Source organism: Micromonospora matsumotoense (genome assembly GCF_050951065.1).
In the GTDB taxonomy this organism is placed as follows: domain Bacteria; phylum Actinomycetota; class Actinomycetes; order Mycobacteriales; family Micromonosporaceae; genus Micromonospora; species Micromonospora matsumotoensis.
Genome location: NZ_CP192025.1, coordinates 6665989 through 6687996 on the forward strand (window position 1 = coordinate 6665989; position 22008 = coordinate 6687996).

Annotated in this window: 21 protein-coding genes and 1 pseudogene; 10 read left to right on the forward strand and 12 right to left on the reverse strand. The window is 71.8% G+C overall.

Features of this window, described 5'->3' with window-relative positions; translation table 11 throughout:
- Positions 1-58 precede the first annotated feature (58 nt).
- The 6 genes from ACQP1S_RS28500 to ACQP1S_RS28525 all read right to left on the reverse strand — a co-directional run bounded on the left by ACQP1S_RS28500 (position 59) and on the right by ACQP1S_RS28525 (position 7320).
- Positions 59-1612 carry a fused MFS/spermidine synthase gene (locus ACQP1S_RS28500; protein ID WP_091242244.1) on the reverse strand — a complete coding sequence of 518 codons (1554 nt, stop codon included), beginning with the start codon at positions 1610-1612 and terminating at the stop codon, positions 59-61.
- 36 nt (positions 1613-1648) lie between these two features.
- On the reverse strand, positions 1649-2662 hold the full coding sequence (locus ACQP1S_RS28505) for a coiled-coil domain-containing protein (RefSeq protein WP_091242248.1): 1014 nt from the start codon (positions 2660-2662) through the stop codon (positions 1649-1651).
- Between the two features lie 351 nt (positions 2663-3013).
- Positions 3014-3820, reverse strand: a complete 807-nt coding sequence (locus ACQP1S_RS28510) for an inositol monophosphatase family protein (RefSeq protein WP_432900805.1) — start codon at positions 3818-3820, stop codon at positions 3014-3016.
- The gene (locus tag ACQP1S_RS28515) at positions 3813-4265 is read right to left on the reverse strand and encodes a response regulator (RefSeq protein WP_432900807.1); all 453 of its coding nucleotides are present in this window, start codon (positions 4263-4265) and stop codon (positions 3813-3815) included. Before ACQP1S_RS28515 ends, ACQP1S_RS28510 begins: the two co-directional genes overlap by 8 nt.
- Positions 4262-6079: a sensor histidine kinase gene (locus tag ACQP1S_RS28520; protein WP_432900809.1), complete on the reverse strand. Its 1818-nt coding sequence runs from the start codon at positions 6077-6079 to the stop codon at positions 4262-4264. Before ACQP1S_RS28520 ends, ACQP1S_RS28515 begins: the two co-directional genes overlap by 4 nt.
- Positions 6076-7320 carry a PP2C family protein-serine/threonine phosphatase gene (locus ACQP1S_RS28525; protein ID WP_432900811.1) on the reverse strand — a complete coding sequence of 415 codons (1245 nt, stop codon included), beginning with the start codon at positions 7318-7320 and terminating at the stop codon, positions 6076-6078. Before ACQP1S_RS28525 ends, ACQP1S_RS28520 begins: the two co-directional genes overlap by 4 nt.
- 241 nt (positions 7321-7561) lie before the next feature.
- On the opposite strand from ACQP1S_RS28525, the gene ACQP1S_RS28530 reads away from it, so the two are divergent.
- The 6 genes from ACQP1S_RS28530 to ACQP1S_RS28555 all read left to right on the forward strand — a co-directional run bounded on the left by ACQP1S_RS28530 (position 7562) and on the right by ACQP1S_RS28555 (position 11866).
- Positions 7562-9958: a M28 family peptidase gene (locus ACQP1S_RS28530; RefSeq protein ID WP_432900813.1), complete on the forward strand. Its 2397-nt coding sequence runs from the start codon at positions 7562-7564 to the stop codon at positions 9956-9958.
- Between the two features lie 70 nt (positions 9959-10028).
- Positions 10029-10244 (forward strand): toxin HicA, encoded by a 216-nt coding sequence (locus ACQP1S_RS28535; RefSeq protein WP_432900815.1) that lies wholly within the window; start codon positions 10029-10031, stop codon positions 10242-10244.
- A complete protein-coding gene (locus ACQP1S_RS28540) occupies positions 10244-10585 on the forward strand; it encodes a type II toxin-antitoxin system HicB family antitoxin (RefSeq protein ID WP_432908399.1) in 342 nt (113 codons plus the stop codon). The genes ACQP1S_RS28535 and ACQP1S_RS28540 overlap by 1 nt, the downstream gene beginning before the upstream one ends.
- 72 nt (positions 10586-10657) lie before the next feature.
- On the forward strand, positions 10658-11107 hold the full coding sequence (locus ACQP1S_RS28545; protein WP_432900817.1) for a GNAT family N-acetyltransferase: 450 nt from the start codon (positions 10658-10660) through the stop codon (positions 11105-11107).
- Between the two features lie 118 nt (positions 11108-11225).
- Complete coding sequence (locus tag ACQP1S_RS28550) at positions 11226-11606, forward strand: hypothetical protein (protein WP_363665889.1); 381 nt, start codon at positions 11226-11228, stop codon at positions 11604-11606.
- An 8-nt stretch (positions 11607-11614) separates the two neighbouring features.
- Positions 11615-11866 carry a type II toxin-antitoxin system RelE family toxin gene (locus ACQP1S_RS28555; RefSeq protein ID WP_432900819.1) on the forward strand — a complete coding sequence of 84 codons (252 nt, stop codon included), beginning with the start codon at positions 11615-11617 and terminating at the stop codon, positions 11864-11866.
- A gap of 615 nt (positions 11867-12481) precedes the next feature.
- Here the strand turns inward: ACQP1S_RS28555 and ACQP1S_RS28560 are convergent.
- The 5 genes from ACQP1S_RS28560 to ACQP1S_RS28580 form a co-directional block, all read right to left on the reverse strand.
- Entirely contained in the window at positions 12482-13210 is a 729-nt protein-coding gene (locus ACQP1S_RS28560) for a hypothetical protein (RefSeq protein WP_432900821.1), read from the reverse strand.
- 922 nt (positions 13211-14132) lie between these two features.
- Complete coding sequence (locus ACQP1S_RS28565; RefSeq protein WP_091242274.1) at positions 14133-14387, reverse strand: Smr/MutS family protein; 255 nt, start codon at positions 14385-14387, stop codon at positions 14133-14135.
- A 154-nt stretch (positions 14388-14541) separates the two neighbouring features.
- Positions 14542-14754 (reverse strand): helix-turn-helix transcriptional regulator, encoded by a 213-nt coding sequence (locus ACQP1S_RS28570; RefSeq protein WP_091242277.1) that lies wholly within the window; start codon positions 14752-14754, stop codon positions 14542-14544.
- 82 nt (positions 14755-14836) lie between these two features.
- Positions 14837-15205 carry a tetratricopeptide repeat protein gene (locus ACQP1S_RS28575; RefSeq protein ID WP_088644718.1) on the reverse strand — a complete coding sequence of 123 codons (369 nt, stop codon included), beginning with the start codon at positions 15203-15205 and terminating at the stop codon, positions 14837-14839.
- Positions 15206-15297: 92 nt separating this feature from the next.
- Positions 15298-16068 (reverse strand): ROK family protein, encoded by a 771-nt coding sequence (locus tag ACQP1S_RS28580; protein ID WP_432900824.1) that lies wholly within the window; start codon positions 16066-16068, stop codon positions 15298-15300.
- Between the two features lie 307 nt (positions 16069-16375).
- On the opposite strand from ACQP1S_RS28580, the gene ACQP1S_RS28585 reads away from it, so the two are divergent.
- From ACQP1S_RS28585 to ACQP1S_RS28595, 3 genes and pseudogenes are all read left to right on the forward strand, one after another.
- Positions 16376-18013, forward strand: a complete 1638-nt coding sequence (locus tag ACQP1S_RS28585) for an ABC-F family ATP-binding cassette domain-containing protein (protein ID WP_432900826.1) — start codon at positions 16376-16378, stop codon at positions 18011-18013.
- 37 nt (positions 18014-18050) lie between these two features.
- Positions 18051-18302: pseudogene (locus tag ACQP1S_RS28590) on the forward strand (hypothetical protein); the annotation flags it as partial.
- A 228-nt stretch (positions 18303-18530) separates the two neighbouring features.
- Positions 18531-19256, forward strand: a complete 726-nt coding sequence (locus ACQP1S_RS28595) for a methyltransferase domain-containing protein (protein WP_357778960.1) — start codon at positions 18531-18533, stop codon at positions 19254-19256.
- 39 nt (positions 19257-19295) lie between these two features.
- Here ACQP1S_RS28595 and ACQP1S_RS28600 read toward each other — a convergent pair whose 3' ends face one another.
- Entirely contained in the window at positions 19296-20297 is a 1002-nt protein-coding gene (locus tag ACQP1S_RS28600) for a LacI family DNA-binding transcriptional regulator (RefSeq protein WP_432900828.1), read from the reverse strand.
- 139 nt (positions 20298-20436) lie between these two features.
- Here ACQP1S_RS28600 and ACQP1S_RS28605 point away from each other — a divergent pair, with 139 nt between their 5' ends.
- Positions 20437-21948 carry an alpha-N-arabinofuranosidase gene (locus ACQP1S_RS28605; protein WP_432900830.1) on the forward strand — a complete coding sequence of 504 codons (1512 nt, stop codon included), beginning with the start codon at positions 20437-20439 and terminating at the stop codon, positions 21946-21948.
- The last annotated feature ends 60 nt before the right edge of the window (positions 21949-22008 follow it).

Genomic DNA, 22008 nt, shown 5'->3' on the forward strand with positions numbered 1-22008 from the left:
GCCCGGGACGGCCCGACCTACACCTCGATGGTCGTAATCGGTCAGGAAAGTCACCCGATCAGGCGGTCGCGAGCAGTTGGTCCACCGGGGCGTAGTCGTCGGTCAACACCAGCGCCCCGTCGACGAACCGGGTCACCTCGCTGCCGGCGACCATGTCCGGGATCTTCGCCACGGCGCCCAGCCGGGTCCGCAGCGCGTCCAGCGGCAGCGGCGCGTCCGAGGCGACGATGAGGAAGTTGCTGCCCTGTTGCCCGGCGATCGCCTCCGGCGGCGCGACCAGCGCCACATGGTCGAACTCGGCGGCCACCGTCGCCAGCTCCGAACGGATGAACCGGCCCGGCGGATAGTCGATGACGTTCTGCACGTAGATCCCGCCGGGGCGCAGCACCCGGTCGACCTCCGCCGCCATCTCCCGGGTGGCCAGGTGCCAGGGCACCACCAGGTGCCCGAACGCGTCCCCGACCACCAGGTCACGGCTGTTCGCCGGCTCCCCGCCGACCAGCATCCGGGCGTCCCCCACCTCGGCCCGCAGCCCCGGCCCGGTACGGACGCCCAGCTCCCGCCGGTCCAGCTCGACCAGCTCGCCGTCGATCTCGAAGACCACGTTGTCGGTGCCCGGCCGGGTGGCGCTCAGGTAACGGGGCATGGTGAACCCGCCCCCGCCCAGGTGCAGCGCGTCCAGCCGCTGCCCCTTCGGGGCGGACACGTCGGCGACCGCGCCGATCCACTGGGTGTACTCGTACTCCAGGTGGGTCGGGTCGTTCAGGTCGACGTACGAGTGCTGGGCCGAGTTGAGATAGAGCGTGCGCCCACCGTCCCGGGACGGATCACGCTCCACCCGGGCGCAGTGGTACGCGGTCTCCACGTCGCACGGGTTCGGCGCGACCGCGCTCAGCCCCGCCGCGACCAGCCCGAGCACCGCCAGGGTGGCCTTCATCCGGGCCGGACCGGGCAGCCCCGTGGCCTCCTGCCGACGCAGGTAGACCCCGAGCGCCAGACCGGCCACGCCGAGCGCCGCCGCCAGCCCGATCAGGATGACGGTGCTGGGCAGCGCCGCCACCAGCACGAACCCGGTGACCAGGGTGGCGGTGATGCCGCCGAGGGTGCCGATGCCGGAGAGCCGCCCGACGACCTGCCCGGTGCGCCGCAGGTCGGCCAGTTGCAGCTTCACCACCAGCGGGGTGACCGCCGACAGCAGCGCCGCCGGCACGAACACGGCCAGCGCGGTGAGCAGCAGGATGCCGCTGACCGCCCCGCCGCGCAGCAGCTCACCGGCGTACCGCACCACGGGCAGGGTGACGGCGGCGGCGATGCCGGCCAGGATCAGCGCCGGGGCGAGCAGCCCGCGCGGGTCCCGACGGTCGGCAAGCCAGCCCCCCGTCCACGCCCCGTACGCGATGGCGGCCAACGCGATGCCGATCACCGAGCTGGTCACCTGGAGGGTCACCCCGACGTACGGGCCGACCAGGCGCAACGAGACCGTCTCCAGCACCAGCACCGCGCCGCTGGCGAAGAACACCAGGAACGCGGCGAGCCCGTTGGGCAGGGCGCGGGACGGGGCCGGCGCGGAGGGCGTCGGAGCGGTCACGACGTCGGACGATGAGCTGCTCACCGTCGCGATGCTACGTCCCGTTCCTGGGCCGGACCGTCAGTACATCGAAAGGTGAACATGGTTTGTGTGGTCGGCGGCCGGGCTGCCGGAGCCGCTGTACGCCTGCCAGCCGGTGTTCGGCAACCAGATCTGCCGATACCAGATCACGTAGAGCACGCCGAGCCGGCCGGCGTTGTTCTTGAAGTAGTTGGCCAGGCTGTCGCCGTATGCCTTGTCCCCGCCGGTGGCCGTCTCGTCCTTGAAGCCGCTGGTGGCGGCGGAGAAGTCGCAGGCCCGGCCCTTGGGGTGCTCGCCGCCCCCGCCGCTGCGGTGGCAGGACACGAACCGCTTGTAACCGGCCGCCTTGGCCTGCTGCATGGCGTGCAGGGTGCGCGGGGTGATGCAGCCGGAGGTGGTCGGGTCGTTCACCGAACACGACTCGCCCGGCCACGACCCGTCGGAGTTGCGCGGGGCCGGCTTCGCCGAACTCGACCCGCCGCTGAAGCCGGCGCTGCTGCCCGAGCTGACGGTGGCCAGGGCGCGCTCCGCCTCCCGCTTCTTCTTCGCCAGCGTGGCGAGCTGCTTCTGCTGCTCGCGGACCTCGGCGTTGATGGCGAGGGTGGCCTGGGTGGCGTTGTGCCGAGCCTCGGCGAGCGCACGGATCTGCTTGCTGTCCCGCTGGGCCATCAGGTCGAGGTCGGCGGCACGCTTGAGGAACGCCTCCGGGCTGGCCGTGTTGAGCAGCATCGACGTCGGCGTCAACCGGCCCACCCGGTACGACTGCGCGGCCACCTCGCCCACCTGGGCGGTCAGCTCACCCAGCCGGCCCTCGATCACCTTCAGCTCGGCGGTCAGCACGGTCTGCCGCCGCTTGGAGCTGTCCAGCTTGGCCTTGGCCTCGATGTGCCCCTTCGCGGCCGCCGTCAGCGCATCCTTGAGCTGCTTGGTGCCGCCCTCGCCGGGCTCCGCCGAGGCGGGCACCGCGCCGACACCGAGCAGCAGCGCCAGCGCGGCGAGCAGCACGGTCAACGGCCGACGCACGCGTGGCCGGGTCAGGCTGGTCCTGGGCACGGAGGTGTCCTTCCCTCTGCCGCCGACGCCCGCCCACAGAGCCGGTACGGCGGCGGTCCCGCCGGCCCCGGTTGGCGGCCTGGGGGCGGAGACCGCCGGTCACACTACCGCAATCACGCCCGGTGACCAGGCCCGTGACGACACCGGACAGCAACGCTCGACGGGGCGTGTCGGGCCGGTCGCCGAGGGTCCACCTCGTCGATCCCTCCCCTGCCCGCAGGACGGTCCACCGCCCGCCCTCACCGACCCGCTGGGCCGGCAGGACGGCCCACCCGTCCGACGCCCACCGACCCGCCACGCCGGCAGGACGGCCCACCGTCCGGCGCCCACAAAGCCGCAGGCGGCCGGCGGTCAGTCGCCGAGCAGGGCGGCCCGGACCTCGTGCCAGGTCTGCTCGTCGGCGGCGACCAGCAGCCCCCGGCCGTCGTCGGCCGGGTGGTACTCGGTGCCGTCGAACCGGCGGGCCACCCCGCCCGCCTCGCGGACCAGCAGCGCACCGGGCGCATGGTCCCAGGGCAGGGTCCGCCAGAACATGACGAACTGCTGGTCACCGGTGAGCAGGTCGAGGTACTCCCGGCCGGCGCAGTGCTGACCGGGAAGCAGCTCCCCGATCCGGCTCTCGCCCGCCGCCACCCGGTCCCGGGTGGCCTGCGGCAGGTACTGGACCATCGCGGTGCCCCGCAGCCGCTCGGGCGCGACGGCGGCACCGGCCCGCACCGGCCGGCCGTCCAGCCGGGTGCCGTCGCCGGCACGGGCCACGGCCATCGCCCCGGCCAGCGGGTCGAACACCCAGGACGCGGCCGGCTCGCCCCCGCTGAGTAGGGCCACCATCAGGGCGAACGGCCGGCGGCCGGCGGCGAAGTTGCCCGTGCCGTCGACCGGGTCGACCACCCACACGTCGCCGCCGTCGCGCAGGTGGCGCAGCAACGACCCGTCCTCGGCCACCGCCTCCTCGCCGACGACCAACGACCCCGGCAGCAACCGGCGCAGCTCGGCCGAGATCCGCTCCTCGGCCCGCTGGTCGGCGACGGTGACCAGGTCACCGGGTGCCTTCTCGGTGACGTCGGCGGCGTCCAGCCGGCGGAACAGCGGCAACACCACGTCCGCCGCGGTCTCCCGCAGCAGCGTGTCGACGTCGTCGAGCAGTTGGTCAGCCACGAGGCGGCAGCTTGACCACGCTGACGAAGAACTCGTCGATCTGCCGGACCACCGCGATGAAGCGCTCGAAGTCCACCGGCTTGGTCACGTAGGCGTTGGCGTGCAGCTGGTAGCTGCGCAGGATGTCCTCGTCGGCCTGGGAGGTGGTGAGCACCACCACCGGGATGCGGCGCAGTTCCTCGTCGTTCTTGATCTCCTCCAGCACCTCCCGGCCGTCCCGGCGGGGCAGGTTCAGGTCGAGCAGGATCAGGTCCGGGCTCACCGCGTCCGCGTACCGGCCCTCGCGCCGCAGGTAGGCCAGCGCCTCGGCACCGTCGGAGACGACGGTCAGCCGGTTGCGGAGCTTGTGCTCCTCGAACGCCTCCTGGGTCATCAGCACGTCACCCGGATCGTCCTCGACCAGCAGGACCTCGATCGGGCTCTTGCCGTCCGCCGGCGCGGTCATCCCACCCTCTCCTTCGTACCACCCGTGGTGCCTTGCCCCGGCGGCCCGCCGGGTGGGTCCTCGTCCTGCGTGCCGCCCGGCTGCCGGCCGACCGGGGTCGGTCGGTCCGCCGGCTCGGGGTCCTCGGCCGGGACGGGCGTCTCCCCGGCCGGCAGGGACGCGGCGTCGTCGTCGGACGTCGTCGCCGTGGCGTCCCCGTCGGGCGTCGCCGTCGCCTCCTCATCGGCCGCCGGGCCCACCTCGGCTGCCGCCTTCGCCGCCTCGACGTCCTCCGGCCGGGCCGGGAGGGTGAACCGGATCGCAGTCCCCTCGGCCTGGTCGGTGTCCACCCAGACCCGACCGCCGTGGTACTCGACGATCTTCTTGACGATGGCCAGGCCGATGCCGGTGCCCGGGTAGGCGTCCTTGGCGTGCAGCCGCTGGAAGATCACAAAGATCTTGTCGGCGAACTCGGGCTCGATGCCGATGCCGTTGTCCTGGCAGGTGATCTCCCACTCGGCATCGACCAGCCGGGCCGAGACCCGCACCTTGGGCGTGACGTCCGGGCGGCGGAACTTCACCGAGTTGCTGACCAGGTTGACCAGCAGATTGGTGAGCAGCGGCTCCTCGCCCCGGATCACCGGCAGCTCACCCCAGGTCAGCTCGGCGTCGGCGTACTGGCGGCCCGGCTCGGTCTGGCTGGCCACGTCGCCCATCACCCGGTTGAGGTCGACGTCGACGAACCCGGTGGTGAGCCGGCCGATCCGGGAGAACGCCAACAGGTCGTTGATCAGGCGTTGCATCCGCTGTGCGCCGTCCACCGCGAACGCGATGTACTGGTCGGCCCGCTCGTCGAGCTGCCCCGCGTACCGGCGCTGGAGCAGCTGGCAGAAGCTGGCCACCTTGCGCAGCGGCTCCTGGAGGTCGTGCGAGGCGACGTAGGCGAACTGCTCCAGGTCACGGTTGGAGCGGGTCAGCTCCTCGGCCTGCTTCTGCAACTGGCTGTTGACCCACTCGATGTTCTCCCGGGCGGCCCGCACCTCCGCCAGGTCCTTGGCGATCTTCTGCCGCATCACGTCCACGTCGTCGGCGAGCCGGCGGAACTCCGGCGGCCCCGTCCCGGCGATGTGGTGCTGGTAGTCACCCTCGGCGACCTCCCGCACCTGCTCGGCCAGGCCGGTCAGCGGCCGGATCACCATCCGCTCCAGGGAGAGCAGCATCAGGGTGCCGGCGAACACGACCACGACCGCCGCGACGATCAGCAGCATCACCAGCATGTTGCCGGTCCGCTCGATGTCCCGGGCGCCCTTCTCCCGCTCGGCCAGGATCGCCGTCTGGAGGTCACCCACCGACGTCCGGATCTCGTCGAACTGCTGCCGCGCCTGGGCGGTGATCAACGCCTGACCGGCGGCCGTGCCGCTGCTCCCGGTCGTCGCGATCACCGGCTCGGCCACCGCCCGCCGCCACGCGTCCGCCTGCTGCTGGGCGGTCCGCAGCGCGTCGGTGACCGCCGGATAGTCGCGGCTGAGGGTGGTGATGGTGGCGGCCACGTCGCGCTCCTGCTGCACCCCCTGCTCGTACGGGGCCAGGTCGGCGCGGTTGCCGCTCACCGCGTACCCGCGGATGCCGGTCTCCTGGTCGAGCAGCGCGTTGAGCAGCTCCTGCCCCTGCACCCGCAGCGGGCCCGTGCGGGTGAGCAGGGCGTCGGTGTAGGCGCGGTTCTTCGCCGCCACCACCGCCTCGGCCACGGCCAGCCCGACCAGCAGCACGCCGACCACGGCCAGCAGCGCCAGCACCCGACGACGCAGGGTCCACCCCCGGCGGTACGTGTTCACCGGCCACCGCCCCGGCTGACCAGCAGCATGGCGACGTCGTCGGCGAGCGGCCCCCCGTTGATCTGCTCGGCCCGGCCGACCAGCCAGGCGGGCAGCTCGGACAGCGGCACGGCGTGGTTGGCGCGCTCCTGGAGCAGACCGGTCAGCCCGTCGACGTCCAACCGGTCGTCGCCGTCACCCACCCGTCCCTCGATCAGGCCGTCGGTGTACATCAACAGGGACCAGTCATCGGTGTCGAACTCCAGATCGAACGCAACGGGGCGGCGGGGTCGTACGCCGAGCAGCAGACCCCCGCGGGCCGGGACGGGCGCGACCCTACCGCCGGCGAGCAGCAGCGGCGGCGGGTGACCGGCCAGCCGGACGGTGGCCCGGTTGGCGGCGAGGTCGAGCCGGACGGTGGCGACGGTCGCGAAGATCTCCTGGAGCCGGCGCTCGCTCATCAGCACCTGCTCCAGGGCGGGCAGCACCTCGTCGTCGGGCACCCGGGCGAGGATCAGCGCCCGCCAGGCGACCCGCAACTCGACACCGAGGGCGGCCTCGTCCACCCCGTGCCCGCAGACGTCGCCGACGATCAGGTCCACCCGGTCGGGGCGGGTCTGCACCACGTCGAAGAAGTCCCCGCCGATCAGCGCCGCGTGCCGGCCCGGCCGGTAGAAGGTGTGCACCGCCACCTCGTCGGTGGTCATCAGCGGCTGGGGCAGCAGGCCCCGTTCCAGCCGGGCCGACTCGGCCTGGCGCAGCTCGACCTCGCGCAGCCGGCGGGCGTTCACGTCGGCCCGCTTGCGCTCCACCGCGTACCGCAGGGCGCGGGTCAGCAGCACCCCGTCGACCTGCCCCTTGACCAGGTAGTCCTGGGCACCCTCGGCGACCGCGACGATGCCCAGGTGCTCGTCGGAGCGACCGGTCAGCACACAGACCGCCGCGCCGCTGGACATCTCCAGCACCCGGCGCAGCCCGTCCAGGCCCTGCGCGTCGGGCAGCCCGAGGTCGAGCAGGACGCAGTCGACCCCGGCGATGCGCTGGCGGGCCTCGCTGAGGCTGGTGGCGACCAGCAGGTCGATCATCGAGTTGGTCTCGGCAAGCAGCTCACCGACCAGGAAGGCGTCGCCCTCGTCGTCCTCGACCAGCAGCACCCGCAGCCGTTCACCCGGCGGCAGGTTGGCGTGGGACCCGAGCCCGCCGTGCGGGTACGGCGCGACGGAGGGCCCGGCCAGGCCAGGCCCCCGGTGCGACCGGGTCACCGCCGCGAGACGCGGGAGTTCGCTGGTGATGTCGGGCTCCTTCCGAGTGCCCTGCTGATCCTGTATTAGACAACGGTCGCACACAACACGGTCCGCCCGGTCCGGGCGTACCCGGGCAAGGCCGTCACCAGGTGAGCGTCCGGTCAGCGGCCCGCGTCACGGTTCGGTCCCGGTACGCCCCGGGCGCTGCCCGCCGGGGCAGGATGGTGCACCACCCCCGCACCACCTCCGAGGAGTCCCCGTGGGCGTACCCCCCGCCTCCGCCGCCGACCGGGCGCTGACCCGGCCCCGGCGTCGTCCGCTCGCCGCCCTGGCCGCCCTGTCGGCGCTGGTCGCGGTGGGCGCGGTCATGCTGGTCACGCTGGCCACCCCGACGCCCCGGCCGACCGACGCCCCGGCCGACGAGTTCAGCGCCGGGAGGGCCTACCGGACCGTGCAGACGGTGGCGGCCCGGCCGCACCCCGCCGGCAGTGCCGCCAACGACCAGGTCCGCGAGCACCTGGTCGGGGCGCTGCGCGGGCTGGGCCTGCAGACCGAGGTGCAGGACACCGTCGCCCCGGAGGCCGGGCAGCTCAGCGGGGCGGCCGGCGGGGCCACCGTCGCCCGGGTGCGCAACGTGGTGGCCCGGCTGCCCGGCACCGCCTCCACCGGCCGGGTCTTCCTGGTGGCGCACTACGACTCGGTGCAGACCGGCCCGGGTGGCAACGACGACGCGGCCGGCACCTCCACCGTGCTGGAGGTGGCCCGCGCGCTGACCGCCGGCCCCCGCCCCCGCAACGACGTCCTGTTCGTGCTGACCGACGCCGAGGAGGCGTGCCTGTGCGGCGCGGCGGCGTTCGCGGCCAGCCACCCGCTCGCCGCCGGCGGCGGGGTGGTGCTCAACCTGGAGGCCCGGGGTTCCACCGGGCCGGTGATCATGTTCGAGACGTCCCGGAACAACGCCGAGTTGGTGGCCGCCTTCGGCCGGGGCGCCCCGCACCCGGTGGGCACCTCGTTCGCCGTGGAGATCTATCGGGCGCTGCCCAACGACACCGACTTCACGGCCTTCCTCGACCACGACTTCGTCGGGCTGAACTCGGCCTACATCGACGGGGGCGCGATCTACCACACCCCGCTGGACACCCCGGCGGCGATGGATCGGGGCAGCCTCCAGATGCACGGCGACAACGCGCTCGGGCTGGCCCGGGAGTTCGGCCGCGCCGACCTGACGGCGCTGCGCGCCGGGCACGACGCCACCTACTTCCCGGTGCCGGGCGGGCTGGTCCGCTACCCCGGCTGGCTGACCTGGCCGCTGGCCGCCCTGGCGGTGCTCGGGGCGCTCGCCCTGGGTTGGCTGGTCCGGCGCACCGGCCGGGCCGGGACCGGTCGCCTGGTCGCCGGTTTCGGGCTGGCGGTGGTGCCGATCGTGGCCGCCCCGGTCGCCGCCCAACTGCTCTGGGCGGGGATCACCGCGCTGCGCCCCGGCTACGCCGAACTGCTCGACCCGTACCGGCCGGTCTGGTACCGGTTGGCGGTGGTCGCGCTCGCCGCCACGATCCTGCTCGCCTGGTACGCGCTGGCCCGCCGCTGGGCCGGCCCGGCGGCGCTGGCCGTCGGCGGGCTCGGCTGGCTGGCCCTGCTCGGGGTGGTGCTGGCCGCGCTGGTGCCCGGTGGGGCGTACCTGGCCACCCTGCCGGCGCTGGCCGGCGCGCTCGCCGGCCTGGTGGCGCTGCGCACCCGGATCGACGGCCCGTGGCCGGTGGTCGCGGTGACCCTGGCCGGGGCGGTCGCCGTGGTGATCCTGCTGCCCACGGTGGTGCTGCTCTTCCCCGCGCTGGGGATGGCGATGGGTGGGGTGGCGGCGCTGTTCGCGGTGCTGCTGGGGCTGGCCGCGCTGCCGGTGCTCGACCTGCTGCACCCGGCGGCCGGCGGCCAGCGCGGCCTGGTCGCCGCCCGTGCCCGCCGCCTCGGCGCGCTGCCGGCCGTCGCCGCCGCGCTCGCCGCCACGGTGTTCGCCGGGGTCGGCCTGGCAGTCGACCGTTTCGACGCCGCCCACCCCGTCCCCACCCACCTGATGTACGCCCTCGACGCCGGCACCGGCACCGCCCGGTGGATCAGCCGGGAGGCGGACCCGCAGCCCTGGACCGACGGGTACGTCGACGGGCCGGCCGCGCTCGCCGGCTTCCCCGGCCTGGGCGGGACCGACCTGCGTACCGGCCCGGCACCGGCGGCGAACCTGCCCGCGCCGACGGTGCAGGTGCTGGCGGACACCACCGCCGGTGGGCTGCGCACCCTGCGGTTGCGGCTGCTCCCCCAGCGCACGGTCCGGCTGACCACCCTGCACGTGGACGCGACCACCGCCGAGGTGACCCGGGCGGAGGTGGCCGGTCGGGAGGTGCCGGTCGGGCGGCAGCCGACCGTCGAGGAGGCGTCGCTCGACCGGTGGGGTTTCGGGATCGTGTTCCACGCCCCGCCTGCCGAGGGGGTCGAGATCACCCTGACCATGCGGCCCCGGGCGGGGCAGGTATCGCTGCGGGCGATGGACGCCAGTGACGGGTTGGACGCGTTGCCGGGCTTCCGGCCCAGGCCGGCGGGGGTGGGGGTGGTGGGGTCGCACACCTCGGAGATGCTGGCGGTGGCCCGCACGTATCCGTTCTGACGCATTGGCCTGTAGCGCTACTGGTAGTACCATCGAACGTGTGCCCTCAGTGACTCGGATCATGGAAGCGATGCGGACCAACCCGCAGGGCGTCTCCTACAACGATCTCAAGCGGGTGTGCGAGCACTACTTCGGAGAGCCCCGGCAGGACGGCACCTCTCACGCGGTGTTCAAGATGCCCTGGGCCGGAGACCCACGCGTGAACATTCAGAACGACAAGGGCAAGGCCAAGGCCTACCAGGTACGGCAGGTCCTCAAGGCGATCGAGAAGAAGGAGGCCATGTGATGCAGAACGTTGGTCCCGAGGTGAGCCACTACACCTGCCGCGTCACGTGGTCGGCCCAGGACAACGAGTTCGTCGCCACCTGTGCCGAGTTTCCCTCGCTGTCCTGGCTGGCTCCCTCCCAGATCGACGCCCTGCAAGGGCTCCAGAACCTGCTGCGTGAGGTGGTCGCGGACATGGAAGAGCAGGGCGAGGAAGTACCGGAGCCGTTTGCCGAACGGAGCTATTCGGGCAAGTTCAACGTGCGCGTCGGCGAAAGCCTGCACCGCGAGCTGGCCACCCACGCCGCAGAGGACGGAATGAGCCTCAACCAGTACGTCGTACGGAAACTGTCGGCAGCCTGAACAGGGTGGGGTGCCCCGGATGGCCCGGATAACCGGTCGCCGGGGCCGGCGGGGCGGACTACGGTCCGCAGCATGCGGCTGGAGAAGGTCACCCCGGAGAACTACGAGGCGGCGCTCGGGCTGTCGGTGCGCCCGGATCAGGAGGATCTGGTCGGGCCGGTGGTCAAGTCGCTGGCCGAGGCGTACGTCTTCCCGGACATCGCCTGGCCGAGGCTGATCTTCGACGGCGACCGGCTGGTCGGCTTCCTGATGGCCTTCCTCGACTACGCGTGGGGCGACAACCCCGATGACATCCGGTCCGGCCTCTGGCGGCTCAACATCGCGGCCGATGCCCAGGGGAAGGGTTACGGGCGGTTCGCCGTCGAGGCGGTGTGCGCGGAGATCCGTGCCCGGGGCGGCGACCGGGCGTACGTCACCTGGGTGCCCCGGGAGGGTGGGCCGGAGGACTTCTATCTCAAGCTGGGCTTCCGGCCGACCGGCGAGCAGAGCGACGGGGAGACGGTCGCCGTCCTGGACCTCTGACAGTGCTGATGTGGGATCGGGGCCACCCGCCCGACCTGCTCACCTTTGACGAGTTGGGGCCGACACCGCCTCAGCTGATTGTCCGGCTCCGAGACCGTCCAGCGCTACCATGAGCTTCATGGCCGCCGCACACGCGTTCGAATATGAGGTTCCGCCTCATGCCGGTCCGCCGCCTGAAGCTGTCGAGGCGGCCGAGGAAGGAAACGTCGTCTACCTGACTCGCCAGGGGCAGCGGGTGGCAGCGATGGGGCCACCGACGTCGCTCGATCCGCAGGGTCTTGAGAAGATCGGGCAGTACCTGGAAACGGTGGCCGGGAACCCGAACCGGACGCCCGCGCTGCGGACCTGGGCTCGCGAGCAGCTCGCGCAGCTTGACGAGATCATGGAACAGGTGATCAACGAGGAGGACGCCCAGGCATGCGACGACGCACTGGCGTCGATGCGTGCTGGTGAGTCGACGCAGCCGTGGAGCGCGGTCAAGCGGGAGCTCGACCTGTGATGTGAAAGGTGGAGCTCACCAATGCTGCGGCGCGCGAACTGGCCAAGCTCGACCGCTCCACCCAGGTCCGCATCGGTGCCGCGATCGATCAGCTGGCAGTTGACCCTCGGCCCGCTGGCTGCGTGAAACTGTCCGGTGGCGATACCAAGTGGCGGATCCGGGTAGGTGATTTTCGGATCGTCTACCTGATCCTGGACGACCAGGTTCTGATCGCAGTCGTGCGAATCGCCCACCGCAGAGAGGTATACCGGTCCTTCTAGGACCCGTCATTTCCAGCAGAATTGATCCAGGTCGGAGCCACAGTCGATCAAATGGCATGACTGCGGCTCTGGCCTGCCGCTATACCTGGCATGAGTGGTCAACCATGGTCAGCATTAGCCCCATTCTGACGGCCTGCGAACGGCATGATCTTGCCCGAGCCTTCGGTACAGCGACCTCTTCGGTGTGACTGCCGGCAAGGCGGCCCGGCAGACGCGTTCAGCCAGCGTACGAGCGGCCCTCTTGGTCCGGTCGGTTACTTTACTTCCCTGGCGCACCGGCGGCCACGGCTTACCACCGCGTACACCGACTACGACATCGACCGGAATCCTCGCTATCAGCACGACCACGCTCTCGGCATCGATCGGCGCATGCCCAACACTCTGACGTACCGCTGCTCGGCCAGCGCGGCCTTGGACAGAATTACGAAGTTAAGACGCCCGTCTTCTTCGCTGCACATATCGGCCGCCAGCCCATCACCCACCGGAGCAGAGTTCGACTACCCAACGATGGGGCGAGCCGGCGTCGGAATTCACGCATCCGAGCATACCGACCAACACGAGGCATGAACCAAGTTGCACGCAGCTATGGAAGCACTTCAGTGACGGGTCCATTGCCTATGGGCAATCGAGCTGCTTCCCCGGATTTCTCGAAAACAGCACGAGCACTAGAGGCCGCCCTTCCACCCTGCCCCCGCTCTGCCCTCGGCGGCAAAACTCAACCTTCTTAAGCTGAGCTGACGGAAATCTCACCACCGTGCTGTCTGCCCACAGAATTTGCGTGGTGTGATCATCTTCAGCCAGGATCCAGCCGGTACCGGCACCGTACCCCTCCACCTCAATTTTTGCTGCCGGTAACCACATTTCTCGAAGAGGATTGACCAGCAGGGGAGCAGCCACCAACACGAACGTCACATACGCAACTGCGACGACCTCCATATGCTTTGCCAGCCAGGACTTTAGAGCATTTAGGTCCAAGGGGCCCATTTGCGGAAGCGGCCATTCAGCAACCTCCAAGAACAGGCGCGAGAATGCCAGCATGAGAAAGACAGCTGCGACGGCGAACTGCTGGAGAAGGTAGTCGACCGAAGTAGGCGTAAGTAGAAAACTGACTCCGACCAAGGGAAGCATCATTAACCCATGCCGACGCCTACCTTCGACCGCCGCCGAGTCGCCCCGGACGCCATACTTGTAGACCAGAAAAGCTCCCGGAAGCGCTATAAGCAACAGCGGGAAACTAGTTAGATATGTCGAGAGCAGCAGAGCGGAGATATTCAACGTCGACAGCAGGGCGCCCAACGTCGCATCGTTCCCGTTTGCCATCAGCAGCACCTTCGCTCCGGCCATCAGGATTGGGATTCCTGCTAGAACCGGCCCTAGCACTTGCGCGAGAAACTCGCTTCGCTGGGGACCCGCATCCACTTGAGCCGGGCAGCCAGCGTTCCTGAGTGGTGCACGCTTCTGCTGAAGACGGCGAGGCATGTGTCCATCATGGTTAAAGCGTCAAGCCTGCCATCACACGGCGACTGCCCCCTTCGCCTCCCGGCCATCCGTCGGCCTTCGTCCGCACACCGTGGAGTGGGTGGGGCCTGGCCGGTCAAGGTGGAGCACCCTACGTCTAGACAACCTTGACCGACCAGGCCCCACTTGCTCGGCTCTGCCCGGACGGAGGTTGTCGGGATGGTGCCACCATCCCAGAGTGCCTGAGCGCCCCGCCGGAGGCACTACCCATGCCTCGAATCCATGAGGCCCCGGAACTGCCATCGACCATGGCGGCCCGGGGCTTCTTCGCATGTCGCGTCGCCGGCGGGGCTGGAACCGCCGGGGTGCCGCCGGTGCATGCGCCTGGGCGGCGGGGTCCCGAGCGGCGACCCCTCTGGGTCGGCCCCTTGTCGGCGGCGCGAGCGGCCTGCGAAGCGGGCCGCTTTGAACTCGGGTGCCTGGAAGCCCGCGATCAGGGCGACGGGCGCACCGGACGACAGGCACAACGGGATGCACGTGCTCCGGCCACACCTACGCCTCGGTGCTCCTGGACGTCGGGGAGAGCATCAAGGCCCTCTCGGCGCACCTCGGCCACGCGGACCAGGGATTCACCCTCCGGACCTACACGCACCTGTTGCCAACGAGCGAGGACCGCACCCGGCGAGCCATCGACATGGCTAGGTTGAGGACCAGGAGGACGACGACCCTTTGGAGCCCGCAGACGGCCCGGAAACGGCATGATCTTGCTTCCGACCCCTCTGGATCCAGGTCAGAGGGCATGAAGCCGCTACTTCCAGCGGAAGTGGACGAAGAGGCGGCCGAAGTTCTTGGAGTCCTTCTCGACCCGGTGGTAGAGCTGCTTGACGTCCTTCTGGTCGAGGAAGCGCAGCACCTTCTTCTTGAGCTGGCCGGAGCCCTTACCAGGGATGATCTCGACCAGGGTGGCCTTCTTCGCCACCGCCTCGTCCATGATCCCGCGCAGGGCACGGTCGATGTCGTGGCCCTTGTTGAAGATCTCGTGCAGGTCCAGCTTGAGCTTCATCCCGCCTCCCCCACCTGCGCAGCCCTCATGGCAGGCCCATCGTAGGCCGGCACGGGTCGGGGCGAAGCTCAGGCTTCGTCGGGGCACAGGCGTAGCACGTCGTCACAGCGGCGGTCCTCGTCATGGTCACCGTGCAGGTGACAGGCGGCCGTACTCAGGCGGGCTGTTCCTCGTCGTCTGCCTCGCCGAGGTGGGGGCGGTGTTCCCGAATCCACGCTTCGACCTCTGCCTTGAGCCACACAGCACCCATCCCGAGCCGGTCGTACGGCTTGGGGAAGTCGGGCCGGTCGATGATCTGGCGCGCTCGTTGCCGGCTGACGCCGAGCCGCGTCGTGATCTCGCCTGCCCCGTAGAGGTGGCGTGGCACGGCGCGAGAGTAGCCTGGACCAGACGCGAAACCGGGCCGGGGGAAGGGTAGAACCCCTCCCCGGCCCGGCGTGGTCAGGGACTCAGCGACCGTTGCCGACCCGGCTCTCCACCCGGCGCAGCGCGGTCACGTAGTCGTCGTTGGTCGAGTGCATGGCCGCCGCGATGCGCAGGTGCCGCAGCGCGTCCGGGTAGCGGTTGAGCCGCTCCAGCGTCCGGCCCAGCACGTGGTGGGCGTAGTGGTCGCTGGGGTCCCGGTCGACCAGCTCCCGCAGCTGCTCCTCGGCGCGGCCGAGCTGGGCGGTCTGGAAGTACGCCCGGGCCAGCAGCTGACGTACGGAGGAGTTGCCGGGCTCGGCCGCCACGATCGGTTCCAGCAGCCGGACCGCTCCGCTCGGGTCACCCATCTCGAAGTACATGGTCGCCCGTCGGTACTCCGCCAGAAGATCCATCCCGACCCACCCCCTCGCGTCACGTCGCCATTGCTCCGACGCTGGCACAACACCGGGCGTACCGCGAGTGTTCCTGGGGGTGGACTTGTGGCTCAGGAGGTCGGGTCGTCCCGTTCGCCGGTCAACTGCCAGGCCCGGACCCCACCGACGATTCCGGCCGTGTTGGGCACGATCACCACGTCGTCGCCCATCCGGGCCACCTGCTCGGGGCGGATCAGCCGCGAGTTGCCGCCGCCGAGATAGAGCCGGTCCCAGCGGAACACCGGCCGCAGCCCGTCCACCACCTGCCGGATCCGTCGGGACCAGAAGGCGTCGCCGAGCCGCCGCCGCTCCGGCTCCCCGACGTACGTGTCGTAGGTGGTGCCCCAGCGGACCGGGGCGTGCGACAGCTCCAGGTGCGGGGCGAGCCGCCCGCCGTCGAAGAGCGCGCTGCCCAGCCCGGTGCCGAGGGTCAGCACCAGTTCGCAGCCGGTGCCCGCGACCACCCCGGCGCCGTGCACCTCGGCGTCGTTGAGCACCAGCGCGGGCATCCCGAACGCCTCGGTGACCGCCCGGCGGGCGTCGTACCCGGACCACTCGGTGAGCAGATCCGGGTCGACCCGGCTGCGCGGCCCGGACCGGGTCACGTAGTGCGGGGTAGCCACCACGACCCCGTGCCGGATCATGCCCGGCATCCCCACCGTGATCCGGTCCGCCCGGGGCAGCCGCCCGGCCAGCTCCACCAGCGTCTTGACGAACAACTCGGGCGGCAGCGGGTAGGGGGTGTCCACCCGGAGCACCGGTGCCCGCAGGTTGCCACCCCCGTCCAGCACCGATCCCTTGATGCCTCCGCCACCGCAGTCCACCGCCAGCGTCAATCCCACACCCTCACCTTGCCCCACCCGCCCCGCTCATCCCGCCGCTGCCCCACCTTTCGCCAACCGGGGGCGGGCGACCCGACCGACAGCGGGCGGCCGGGGGCCGACCGACCGCGAGGGCCGCATGGGTTTGTCGAGAGTTGTTGTCGCCATAGCCGCCGTGCGAGGACCGCGCCGGTCCCGCCAGCCGGCGATCCGGCCAGGCTGTCGGCCCGCTGCGAGGTCCGCGACGCGCAGCCAGGAGCCTGGGCAGGCGTGGGCCGCGCCGCGCGGCGTCCTCGCCCGGATGGGCGGGCGATAGGCTCGGGGCCTCATGAGCGCCACGATGATCGTCAAAGGACTTGCCGCCGGGCACGGGGAGCGGATGCTCTTCAGTGACCTCGACCTGGTGGTCGCCCCCGGCGACGTGGTCGGACTGGTGGGGGTCAACGGAGCGGGAAAGTCGACGTTGCTGCGGACGCTCGCCGGGTTGCAGGGCGTGGAAGAGGGCAACGTCTCGTTGAGTCCGCCGGGGGCCTCGGTGGGATACCTGCCGCAGGAGCCGGAGCGGCGGGCGGGCGAGACGGTCCGCGACTTCCTGGCCCGCCGGACCGGAGTCACCGGCGCGCAGGCGGCGCTGGACGCGGCCACCGAGGCGCTCACCGAAGGCACGGCCGGGGCCGACGACGCGTACGCCGGGGCACTGGAGCGGTGGCTCGAACTCGGCGGGGCGGACCTGGAGGAACGCGCCGCCCAGGTCGCCGCCGAGCTGGGGCTGACGGTCGACCTGGACCACCCGATGACCGCGCTCTCCGGCGGCCAGGCGGCCCGCGCCGGCCTGGCCTCCCTGCTGCTCAGCCGGTATGACGTCTTCCTGCTCGACGAGCCCACCAACGACCTGGACCTGGCCGGCCTGGACCGGCTGGAACGGTTCGTCACCGGGCTGCGCGCCGGCACGGTGCTGGTCAGCCACGACCGGGAGTTCCTGACCCGGACGGTGACCCGGGTGCTGGAGCTGGACCTCGTGCAGCAGCAGACCCGGCACTACGGCGGCGGCTACGGCGCCTATCTGGAGGAGCGGGAGGTGGCCCGCCGGCACGCCCGCGCCGATTTCGAGGAGTACGCCGACACCCGCGCCTCGCTGGAGGCCCGCGCCCGCACCCAGCGCGCCTGGATGGAGAAGGGGGTGAAGAACGCCCGCCGCAAGGCCCCGGACAACGACAAGATCGGCCGGAAGTTCCGGACCGAGGCGACCGAGAAGCAGGCGGCCAAGGCCAAGCAGACCGAGCGGCTGATCGAACGCCTCGACGTGGTCGAGGAGCCGCGCAAGGAGTGGGAGCTGCGGATGGAGATCGCCGCCGCACCCCGGGCCGGTGCGGTGGTGGCCTCGCTGCGCGACGCGGTGGTCCGCCGGGGCGACTTCACCCTCGGCCCGGTCACCCTCCAGGTCGACTGGGCCGACCGGGTGGCGATCACCGGGGCGAACGGCTCCGGCAAGACCACCCTGCTCGGTGCGCTGCTGGGTCGGCTGCCGCTCGACGCCGGTCACGCCGCGCTCGGCCCGGGGGTGGTGGTCGGCGAGGTCGACCAGGCCCGAGGGCTGTTCCTCGGCGACCAGCCGCTGCTGGAGGCGTTCGGTGCCGCCGTACCCGAGATGACGCCGGCGGATGCGCGGACGCTGCTGGCCAAGTTCGGCCTGCGGGCCGCGCACGTGCTGCGGCCGGCGGCGACGCTGTCGCCGGGCGAGCGGACCCGGGCGGCGCTGGCGCTGCTCCAGGGCCGGGGGGTCAACCTGCTGGTGCTCGACGAGCCGACCAACCACCTCGACCTGGCGGCCATCGAGCAACTGGAGTCGGCGCTGGCCGGCTACCCGGGGACGTTGCTGCTGGTCACCCACGACCGGCGGATGCTCGAAGCGGTCAGCGTCGACCGGCGGCTGCGGGTCGACGCCGGGCGGATCGCCGAGGACTGATCCGCACCGTCCGGTAGCGGCGGGGTGACAATGGGTCATGCTCAGATGGGAGTACGCGCTGCTGGTCCGCCGTCGCCAGCCGACCGCCTCCGACCTCAGCTGGGAGGTCGTCTTCTCCTGGTACGGCCCGGACGGCTCGATGGCCGACGTGACCGCCTACGGCGACACCGCGCTGGCCCACCTGAACCGGGCCGGTGACCAGGGTTGGGAACTCGTCGGGATGAGCGAGGACCCGTCCCTGGCGGGCCACAACGAGTTGCACCGCTACCACCTCAAGCGACCCAAGTCGGCCGACACGCCCCGGCAGCGCATCCGGGCCGTCGGCCGGCCCACCCGCCGCGCCGGCGGCTGACCGGAGGGGTACGCGTTCCGCGCCCAAGGCCGTCACCGGGCTGGACGGCCGTGGTGGTCCCACCGGCCCGCGATGGGCAGCAGAGCGGGCGGCAGTTGCCGGTAACCGACCGGATCGGGTGGTGTGCCGGGCCGGAGAGCGGGTAACGGCCGGCGGGAGGTGGCCATGGTCGCGTTGGCGCAGGCACCGCCCTCGGCCGAACGGCTGCGGGCGCTCGACGGGTTCCTCGATGCGGCCTGGGTCGAGCAGGCCCGCCACGACGAGCGGTTGCGCGGGCTCCCGGTCGAGGTGCGGTTCGACCGGGGGGTCGCCCACCTGAGCGGGGAGGTGGCCGAACCGGATCAGTTGCGGCTGGTCCGTGAGCTGGTCGGCCGGCTGGCCGGGGTGTACGGCGTGTGGGGGCGGGTGCGCGTCGGTGGCCGGGACCCGGTGGTGGTGGACCTGGGCTGCGGCGGCCAGAAGCAGTACCCGACGAACCTGGGGCTGGACATCTTCCCGGCACCCGGGGTGGACGCGGTGGCGGACCTGTCCGGGTCGCTGCCGCTGGCCGACGGCTCCGTCGACGTCATCTTCACCGTGCACATCCTGGAGCACCTGATCGACTTCCTGCCGCTGCTGGACGAGTGTCACCGGGTGCTCCGGCCGGGCGGCGTGCTGCACGTGATGAGCCCCTGGTGGGGGCATGTCAACGCGGTGGCCGACCCGACCCACGTGCGGCTGTTGGACGTGCAGACGATCAAGGGGGTCTGCGGTCAGCGCCCGCCGGGCACCCCGCGTTGGCATCCGCTGCACGCCGGCTGCGACGGGGCGTCCATCTTCGCCGACCTCACCCCGCTGCCCGTCGACGCCCCACCCGTCGCCCCGGCCCACCTGGCCCGCTTCTTCGACTGACCGGCCGCGCGGCGGCGGGCTGACGGGCCGGCAGGTGGGTCAGGCGGTGCTCTCGCGGGGGGTCAGCCGGTGCGGGGCGGTGAGTTCCCGTGGCGGCGCGTCCCGGTCGCCGGCCAGCCGGCCGGCGAGCAGGTCGACGGCGAGCCGGGCGAGCCGTTCCTTGTCCGGGGCGACCGTGGTCAGGGTGGGGACGCTGAACCGCCCGTCCTCGATGTCGTCGAAGCCGGCGACGGCGACGTCGCCGGGGACCCGGCGGCCGGCCTCGTGCAGGGCGCGCAGCGCACCGAGGGCGAGGGTGTCGTTGAAGCAGAAGACCGCGTCGGGGCGGGCCCCGGAGTCGAGCAGGTGGCGCATGGCGGCGGCCCCGTCGGCGCGGTGCCAGGCCGGGGTGGGGACGACCAGGCTCTCGTCGTACCCGAGGCCGGCCTCGGTCAGGGCGGCGGTGTAGCCGGCCAACCGGAGGCGGGCACCGGCCCCCTCGGGGGTGCGTGGTGAGCCGATGGCGGCGATCCGGCGGCGGCCGAGGCCGATCAGGTGGGTGGTCATCTCCCGGGCGGCGGTCACGTTGTCGATCACCACGTGGTCGGCGAGGCCGTGGTCCACCCGTTCGCCGAGCAGCACCATCGGCATGCCGTCCAGGCCGGTGAGGTCCTCGGCGTCGAGGGACAGCGGGCTGAAGATCAGGCCGTCGATCATGTGGTCGCCGATGCCGGCGGCGGCGACGCGTTCCTGCTCGGGGCCGCCACCGGTCGGGTGGATGAGCACGGTCCAGCCGTGGTCGACGGCGGCGGCGACCACGTGCCGGGCGAGTTCGGCGAAGTACGGGATGTCCAGTTCCGGCACGGCGAGGGCGATCACGCCGGTGCGGCCCTTGCGCAGGTTGCGGGCGGACAGGTTGGGCCGGTAGCGGAGTTCGGCGATGGCCGCCTCGACCCGGGCCCGGGTGTCCGGTCGCACGTGCTGATAGCCGTTGACCACGTTCGACACGGTCTTGACCGACACCCCGGCCCGTTCGGCCACGTCCTTCAGTCTGTGCCGCACGATCGGCCACCTCCCCGCCTTCGACTCAGGACTGTATCGCGTGACAAGCCCTTTACAACGTTGGTTACAACGTTGTAGTAATGCGGGGGTAGGGCGTGACCGCAGTCACGGAGCAGGTCGAGGAAAGGTGGCACCCCCGGTGCGTACAGCTCGGTTGACGATCGATCCGGCCTTCACGATCGGCCCCGTGGATCGACGGCTCTTCGGCTCCTTCGTCGAACACCTGGGCCGCTGCGTGTACGGCGGGATCTACGAGCCCGGCCACCCCGAGGCCGACCCGCTCGGCCTGCGCCGCGACGTGCTGGCGCTGACCCGGGAGCTGGGCGTCTCGACGGTCCGCTACCCCGGCGGCAACTTCGTCTCCGGCTACCGCTGGGAGGACGGCGTCGGCCCGGTCGGCGACCGCCCCCGCCGGCTGGACCTGGCCTGGAAGACCGTCGAGACCAACGCGTTCGGCCTCGACGAGTTCATGACCTGGGCCGCCGCCGCCGAGGTCGAGCCGATGATGGCGGTCAACCTCGGCACCCGGGGCGTCCAGGAGGCGTGCGACCTGCTGGAGTACGCCAACCACCCGGGCGGCACCCAGCTGTCCGACCTGCGCCGCGCACACGGCGCGGAGCAGCCGTACGGGGTCCGGCTGTGGTGCCTCGGCAACGAACTGGACGGACCGTGGCAGGTCGGCCACAAGACCGCCGAGGAGTACGGCCGGCTCGCCGCCGAGACCGCGCGGGCGATGAAGCTGATCGACCCCTCGATCAGCCTGGTCGCCTGCGGCAGCTCCGGTCGGGGCATGCCCACCTTCGCCTCCTGGGAGGCGACCGTGCTGGAACACACCTACGAGCACGTCGATTTCATCTCCGCGCACTCCTACTACGACCCGACCGACGGCGACCGGGCCAGCATCCTGGCCTCGGCCGTCGACATGGACCAGTTCATCACCGAGGTGGTCGCCACCGCCGACCACGTGGCCGCCCGACTGCGCCAGACCCGCAAGCTCAAGATCTCCTTCGACGAGTGGAACGTCTGGTACCAGTCCCGCGTCCAGGGCGACCTGGACGGGCGCGGCTGGGTCGAGGCACCCGCGCTGCTCGAGGACGACTACACCGCCGTCGACGCGGTGGTGGTCGGGAGCCTGCTGATCACCCTGCTCCGGCACGCCGACCGGGTCGGCGTCGCCGCCCAGGCGCAGTTGGCCAACGTCATCGCCCCGATCCGTACCCGCACCGGCGGGCCGGCCTGGCGGCAGAGCATCTTCCACCCGTTCGCGCTGACGGCCCGCTACGCCCGGGGCACCGTGCTGCGTACCGAGCCGGTCTCCCCGCGCTACGAGACGAAGCGGTACGGCGACGTGCCGGTGCTGGACACCGTCGCGCTGCACGACGAGGAGTCCGGCGAGCTGACCGTGTTCGCGGTCAACCGGGGCACCGCGGACCTCCCGCTGGACCTCGACCTGCGGGGCCTGTCCGGGCTGCACCCGGTGCAACACCTCAGCCTCGCCGCCGGGGACGACCCGGACGCGGTCAACACCGAGGCCGAGCCCGACCGGGTGACGGCCCGGGAACTGCCCACCGCCGACGTCGACGGCGATCGCTGCTCCGTACGCCTGCCGGCGGTCTCCTGGAACGTGCTGCGCTTCGCGCCGCAGCCCTGATCAGCCGACCCGGCCCCGGGCGCACCCACCCTGTCGGGACGCGGGTGCGTCCGGGGCCGG